At 43.0% G+C, this 6,430-nt stretch carries 10 protein-coding genes; 3 read left to right on the top strand and 7 right to left on the bottom strand.

Annotated elements, in window-relative coordinates:
• Positions 1–146, bottom strand: a 146-nt coding sequence (locus L5M29_RS11395; protein WP_263167883.1) for a transposase family protein, incomplete at its 3' end; no start/stop codon positions are given.
• A gap of 423 nt (positions 147–569) precedes the next feature.
• On the opposite strand from L5M29_RS11395, the gene rimK reads away from it, so the two are divergent.
• Positions 570–1,475 (top strand): 30S ribosomal protein S6--L-glutamate ligase, encoded by a 906-nt coding sequence (rimK, locus tag L5M29_RS11390; protein WP_113939182.1) that lies wholly within the window; start codon positions 570–572, stop codon positions 1,473–1,475.
• Positions 1,476–1,533: 58 nt separating this feature from the next.
• On the opposite strand, the gene L5M29_RS11385 is transcribed toward rimK, so the two are convergent.
• The 4 genes from L5M29_RS11385 to L5M29_RS11370 form a co-directional block, all read right to left on the bottom strand.
• Entirely contained in the window at positions 1,534–2,226 is a 693-nt protein-coding gene (locus L5M29_RS11385) for a TorF family putative porin (protein WP_263167877.1), read from the bottom strand.
• Between the two features lie 290 nt (positions 2,227–2,516).
• Positions 2,517–2,789 carry an HU family DNA-binding protein gene (locus L5M29_RS11380; RefSeq protein ID WP_006079990.1) on the bottom strand — a complete coding sequence of 91 codons (273 nt, stop codon included), beginning with the start codon at positions 2,787–2,789 and terminating at the stop codon, positions 2,517–2,519.
• Positions 2,790–2,948: 159 nt separating this feature from the next.
• Entirely contained in the window at positions 2,949–3,746 is a 798-nt protein-coding gene (locus L5M29_RS11375; RefSeq protein WP_105250312.1) for a response regulator, read from the bottom strand.
• A gap of 82 nt (positions 3,747–3,828) precedes the next feature.
• Positions 3,829–4,209 carry a hypothetical protein gene (locus L5M29_RS11370; protein ID WP_105250311.1) on the bottom strand — a complete coding sequence of 127 codons (381 nt, stop codon included), beginning with the start codon at positions 4,207–4,209 and terminating at the stop codon, positions 3,829–3,831.
• Between the two features lie 127 nt (positions 4,210–4,336).
• Here L5M29_RS11370 and L5M29_RS11365 point away from each other — a divergent pair, with 127 nt between their 5' ends.
• Complete coding sequence (locus tag L5M29_RS11365) at positions 4,337–4,846, top strand: DUF4240 domain-containing protein (RefSeq protein ID WP_173247618.1); 510 nt, start codon at positions 4,337–4,339, stop codon at positions 4,844–4,846.
• 13 nt (positions 4,847–4,859) lie between these two features.
• Here the strand turns inward: L5M29_RS11365 and L5M29_RS11360 are convergent, their stop codons facing one another.
• Together L5M29_RS11360 and L5M29_RS11355 are read right to left on the bottom strand one after the other, a co-directional pair.
• Positions 4,860–5,174: a hypothetical protein gene (locus L5M29_RS11360; protein WP_173247615.1), complete on the bottom strand. Its 315-nt coding sequence runs from the start codon at positions 5,172–5,174 to the stop codon at positions 4,860–4,862.
• Positions 5,175–5,309: 135 nt separating this feature from the next.
• A complete protein-coding gene (locus tag L5M29_RS11355; protein WP_105250308.1) occupies positions 5,310–5,618 on the bottom strand; it encodes a hypothetical protein in 309 nt (102 codons plus the stop codon).
• Between the two features lie 278 nt (positions 5,619–5,896).
• On the opposite strand from L5M29_RS11355, the gene L5M29_RS11350 reads away from it, so the two are divergent.
• On the top strand, positions 5,897–6,421 hold the full coding sequence (locus tag L5M29_RS11350) for a DUF3016 domain-containing protein (RefSeq protein ID WP_131523944.1): 525 nt from the start codon (positions 5,897–5,899) through the stop codon (positions 6,419–6,421).
• Positions 6,422–6,430: the final 9 nt, after the last annotated feature.

Here is a 6,430-nt window from a genome sequence, read left to right as displayed (position 1 = left end):
TCGTGGATCTCAGACCAACCTTCGGCGCCAGCAATCACACCACACAGAGTGACGAACAATACATCATGTAACGGGTAAGTCACTTTGGCAGATTGTCGGCTGTCAGCAATCGAGTTGAAATGTGATGTGAAGGCTTCAAGGTACATGCTCTTATGCTCTCTATAAGAAAAAGAGAGCATAAGATCATAATCGATGCCGTCCGTCAAATTTAGCTCAAAACGGTTAAAATATATTCACGATCTTGCCCTGAGTAGCTGAGGGCGTTGAAACAATTGAGCAGGCTGAGTTTTGTACTTCTCGCCATTGTACTGTATTACAAGGTTATTTATTTTCTCGTCCCTTAGATGCAACGGAGTTTGAGGCTAAGTATATTTTGCCGCTGTTAATTTAAACGAGTTCCGAATGTGATTGGTCTTGAAGTATTTCATTAGCATAATGATTTCGTCTGGTGAGGAATATTTTCTTGCTTTACACTGAGCAATAGACAAATATCAGCCCCTTTTTCTGTCGCTGTGCTTTTGGTGCCGCAGAACGGTTTATTCACTCATGCTTAAGTTGGTCACTCAGCAATGAAAATAGGTATTTTATCCCAATTCCCCCAGTTGTATTCAACACAACGCTTAGTCGCGGCTTGCCAAAGTCGTGGACATGAAGCGGTCGTGATCAATACGCTGAATTGCTACATGAATATTAATTCTATTAAACCTAGCATTCATTATGAAGGTACTGAATTAGTTGGGTTTGATGCCATCATTCCGCGTATTCATGCTAGCGTGACTTTTTATGGTTGTGCCGTTGTACGTCAGTTTGAAATGATGGGCGTATATGCCGCGAATGATTCAATCTCCATTGCGCGTTCGCGGGACAAATTGCGGGCACTGCAACTACTTTCCCGCAAAGGGATTGGCATGCCAGTGACGGGTTTTGCCAATAAGCCAAATGATATCCCAGATCTCATCAATATGGTGGGCGGCGCTCCGTTAGTCATTAAATTACTCGAAGGCACTCAAGGGATTGGTGTCGTACTCGCTGAAACTAAAACGGCTGCTGAGAGCGTGATTGAAGCATTCTTGGGGCTCAAAGCGAATATCTTAGTACAGGAATACATTAAAGAATCCAATGGTAGTGATATTCGTTGTTTTGTTGTCGGTGACAAGGTGGTTGCTTCGATGAAGCGTCAAGGTCCCGAGGGCGATTTCCGCTCTAATCTGCATTTAGGTGGTTGTGGTGAGGTGGTAAAAATCACCTCTGTTGAGCGTAAAATGGCTATTGCCGCTGTGAAGGCGATGGGATTGGTTGTCGCGGGAGTAGATATTTTACGTTCTAACCGTGGCCCACTGATCCTTGAGGTTAATTCGGCGCCAGGCATTGAAGGGATTGAGCAAACAACAGGGATTTCAGTGACTGAGCCCATTGTTGAGTATATCGAGAAAATGGTTGCGGCCCGTAAAACAAACCGGTCAATTATTGCCTAATTGGTGATAGTGATAAAATGACGCCACTTTTTAAGGTGGCGTTTTTTAGGTTTAGAGCTTATAGATCAAAACTGTAGGAATATCCGAGTACTAGTTTGGCATCATCATCGGTGAGATCGGTATCTGAGACCATAAATGACACTGTGCCTATGCTGGTATCTGCGCTGAGAGTCACGTTATAGTCGGCATAATTATCTTCGCCAAACCAAGATTGGACGACATCACCGTTTGAGTAACCATAGTGCACTGATAAACTCAGCTTTTCAGTGAGAGGAACGGATACCGTCGCGGCAAGATAACTGAGATCTTTATTATCTAAAGGATCGGCGGCCAGATCGTCACCGGCATTGATGACTTGGGAGTAAGCAAGTTCGAGCCATTTCCACGTGACAGCAGCATGGAGCTCACCAAAATCAATACTGCCCGGCGCGTCTGGATAGGCGTAGTAGAGATAGCCAAAGTCGTAGCTGATGTCTTCGGTAATACTGCCGCCATAACCCGCATATAGATCAAGCTCGTAGCTAGTATCATCACCAAAATCCACATTCGATGCCCAAGTTCCCGCATAAAATCCAGAATCGTGGCTGTAGTCAAGGCCACCTTGGATTGCGACCGCATCTTTAGTTTGGGCCGCACCGCGCCATAGATAATTAGAGGTACCGCCAATGTTGCCTGATACGGCTGCAAAGGCGTTGCCTGCCAGTAACATTCCCGTCGATAAGGCCAAAACGCTGTACAGTGATTTCTTCATGCTCATCCCCTCGATTGACTTATTTATCGATTCACCATTGGCACACTCAAAGTCAGCTGTGTTCATTAGTGCATCTTGGTTTTTTCTAAGGAAGGATTTGCTAATCACATGCCACTATTACAATGCCATGTAAAACAAGGTATTAGAATTCACAATGTTAATGAAATGTTTTTATTTGCCAGTTTGTGGGGCAGAGGCGCACTTTTGTTGTGCAAAAAATATTCAGTGCTTCACTGGAATTGGGCAAAAAAAACGCCTCACAATGGAGGCGTTGTATTGAATTTTATAACTTAGTTTACGCTGTCACGTAGGGTTTTACCCGCTTTAAACTTAGGCACTGTCGCTTCAGCAATTTGAATTTCTTTACCCGTTTGTGGGTTACGGCCAGTGCGAGCGGCACGAGTCGCTGTTTCAAAAGAACCGAAACCTACGATGGAGATTTTGTCACCATTTTTCATTGATTCGGTAATAGCTGCTTCAAAAGACTTCAATGCGCGTGCTGCTTCTACTTTCGTTAGATCGGCATTTTCTGCAATTTTGGCGATTAGTTCAGTTTTGTTCATTTTTATTGTCTCTTCTTTCCGTAGATTTATTTGAAATAAGCGTGCCTAACATGCCATAAGGTTTAGCACTTGGAAAGCCTTTTGCGTCTAGCGTGCAGCAGGATGTTCAGTAAAGCGCAGAATATTTACTCAGTTCGTGACTTAAGTTTTATTCTGGTTTTATTCTTCTAACAGTTGATAGAGTAATTTTTTAACAAGTTTGGGTTCAAAGGGTTTGTCACATAAGGCATTTACACCCGCTTGGGACACATTGCTGAGGTGGGTATCGTTGGCTTCGGAAGACACCATCAAGATGGGAATGTGCGATTGTTGGCTTTCATTGCGGATAAATTGTGTCAAAGCTAGCCCATCTACACTCGGCATATTGTAATCAGTGATCACTAAGTCGAACATATTGTGTTTCATTAACGCTATGGCTTGCGCGCCATCCTCGGCCTCGGTAATTAGCTTCATCCCTAAGTTACCAATCGTACGTTTAATGACGTTTCTTGCCATACGGCTATCATCGACCACTAATACACGTACATCTTGTACATCGAAATTACTCAGGTCGAGTTCATCGTGGCTGAGTAAATCAATCGTGGCATTCAATGCTGTACCTAAATGGTCGGCACTGAAGGGTTTAGGTAGAATCGCTACTACACCCGATTGGCGGAATATTTCAAGTTGCTCACGGCGGCACTCACTCGAGACCAGCATAAATTGGATATCTTTGCAGTCAGCGTTGGCCCTTAAGTAGCCCAAGAGATCGATGGCAGTGCCATCATCGAAATGCATGGCGCTCGCAATAAGGTCAGGTTTATGGCGAGCAATAATATCTTTAGCCGCTTCTATGTTTTCTGCGGTTTGAATGCTGAGAATGCCTTCTTGTTGTAAGCGCTGAATAATAATTCGACGCTGTGTCTCTGAAGGTTCTACTAAAAGAATGGAAAGTTCGCTGGGCGATAAATGGCTCATAGTCTACTTCAAGTTAAGAGTCGTAAGTATTTTACTGGGTCGCTAAGCTACGCTATTGATAACAGCTTAGCAACAAAGTCCATTACTGAGTTTGGCGGGTCAAATAGTGTCTCGTGACCTTAGAAAATGCGATCCAATACTGCACGAGTAAAATAACAATAATGCTCACTGTGAGTGGCAACATAGGAATGTTGTGGCCAGAAACAACCACTTTTACATCCTCAGGGGTAATGCGATAGGCAATAATTGCTGTAATCCCCAGTGCCGAGAATCCTAAGGTTTGCATGCCAATATAAATTTTCAACACTAAGCTAGACCACGGCGCGCGTATGAGTATGCCAACGAGCACGGGGAGGACACCTAGGGTGAATACATCAAGGGATTGAGTCATCACAGTACGCCAAAGTGCAGCAATGCTGAAGAGGCAATATAACGTGATCAGTAGTATAAGACGTTTAGGCATAAATGTATGTGTAGACAGGTAGCGTAGAAGATGAGCAAGTGTAGGAAATGCCCTAATCCGAGTCCAGTATAACCGTAATATCGTGTAGAATATGCCTTTTTGCTAGAGGCTCTAATAGGTGACGTTTATGACAGAAGTTGAGTTTTGGGGGTTAGTCACGCGAACGGAAGCTGCGCAATCACAGGAGTCTTTGACTCAAGCACTGAAGCAGAAACTTGCCGAATTGAGTAATGAAGAGTTAAAAGCTTTCGATAAAATCTTTGGTCAGCAGATGCGCCGTAGTTATTTGTGGTCTGTTTGGGGGGCGGCTTACATTATTACGGGCTGTGATTCTGAATATGCTTTTGCCGAGTTTAGGTGTTTTTTGATTTCACTTGGTAAAGAAATTTTCGAAGGTGTGGTTAATCAGCCTGACACCCTAGCACGTTTAGTCGCTTGGCCAGAGCGAGATGCCTATGCTTACCCTTTTGTAGATGAATACGACCTTATCGCAGGGCAATTATACGAAGATAGAACTGGTGAGGAACTGCCCTTTATGCCATCGGGCAAGGCGACGCCCGTGGGGAAAAAATTTAGCACTAAGCCCAAGGATTTAAAGCGGCAATACCCTGAGCTGAGTGCCCGTTTTCCATTTTAGTCTTGGCAATACCTTATGAGCGTAAGCAAGCGTTGGTAGTTACATCGAAGGTCATGCCGTATTTAGGGCAGATGTCGCTCATAAACTCATGTTCTTGCGCGGTTAATTGTTGACTAAAATCTTGCTTAAGCTGCTCTGTCATTTGATGTTCAGCCGCATTTTGCATCTGAGCCAATTTGCTCAAATGAGTGTTAACTGCCTGTTGCTGGCTGATGGTCAATGGCGCAGCTTGGCTTGAAATACTTACGCTAGTTCCGATTGTCAGCAGTGCCAATAAAGCGAGTTTTCGTGAATATGGGTTGAATAGATAAGCCGTTTTTAGGTTCATAGGTAAGCTCCAAGTTAAAAATTACGTTTAACACGTTAGTTCTAAATCGTGCATCCTTAGACGGTAAAGAAAACGAGTTGTACTGTGAGGAGCTGAGTTTATTGTATAAATATTGAACCTATGCTGAATGGTTAGTTAGTGCTCATTCTTCATTTCTTCGCATTGAAATCCTTGCTTACGGGTATCGAACTGGCACATAGATCCACATTCCCAAGGCACATTGTCGTAGAAGGCAGATTGTTCGCGTGCAAAATCGCGGCAAGTATTATAGCTGTCAAAGTTATCGGTTTTTTTATATTTTCCTGAATCATAGCCATGGTTGTAGATAAAGGCTGACCAAGTTTTAGGGCCAGTATTTTTGTCACTCGGGGAGATAAACCAAATCGCACTTACGACGCAGGTAAACAGGATAAGAATGAACACAGGTACAACAGGGAATTTCATTTTTTATTAAGTGGGCAATGTAAACAATAGCGGAAGGATAACGCTTTTTTTGTCGTTATGCGCGTGAAATGTTCACAAATTGATAACTATGCACTTACTTGGTGCAATTTCGATACAAAAAGATACGTATCGGTTGTGATAGTTAAATAATATTTACTTAATTATACAAAAGCTTACGACACATTTGCTGTACTTATATCAGTTTTGCGTTAAGCTCTAGTTCAGGTTAGATTTTGTACTGTGGTTCTCAGAAAGTTATCTAGGCCTTGGAGGCAAACATGAAAATTCAGTCCCTTTTACTCGCAGGTGTATTAAGTTGCAGTGCGGCTTGGGCGGCCGATGAAGCGCCTGTGGATCCCGTCACCGAAGATGGTGTGGTTAAAATTGTTTGGCAAAGTCCTAAAGATTATCGCGATATAAAATCATCAGGGGAGCTCCAATCCCGTTATGAGAAGCGCTTATTTGAGACCTTAACTGAAAACATCAATAAAGAAGCCGCGAAGATTTTAAAGCCAAATCAAAAGCTTGAAATGACCATTACCGATGTTGATCTTGCGGGTGATATGCGTCCAACATTTGGTGCGACCGCCAATGATTTACGCATTATCAAAGACATTTATCCGCCGCGTATGACTTTTTCTTATCAAGTCATGGAAAACGATAAAGTGATTATCGCGGGCGATGAAAAACTGTCGAATATGGGGTTCATGGATGGGATCCAATCTTTAAATGATAAACCTTTTATGTATGAAACCAAAATGTTAACCGAGTGGTTAAAGAAGACGATTGCCCCACAACTTTAATGACTCATA

This window comes from Shewanella sp. SM95 (assembly GCF_025653595.1).
In the GTDB taxonomy this organism is placed as follows: domain Bacteria; phylum Pseudomonadota; class Gammaproteobacteria; order Enterobacterales; family Shewanellaceae; genus Shewanella; species Shewanella oncorhynchi.
Note: the sequence above shows the minus strand (reverse complement) of the source record. Positions and strands in the feature narration are given on the sequence as shown.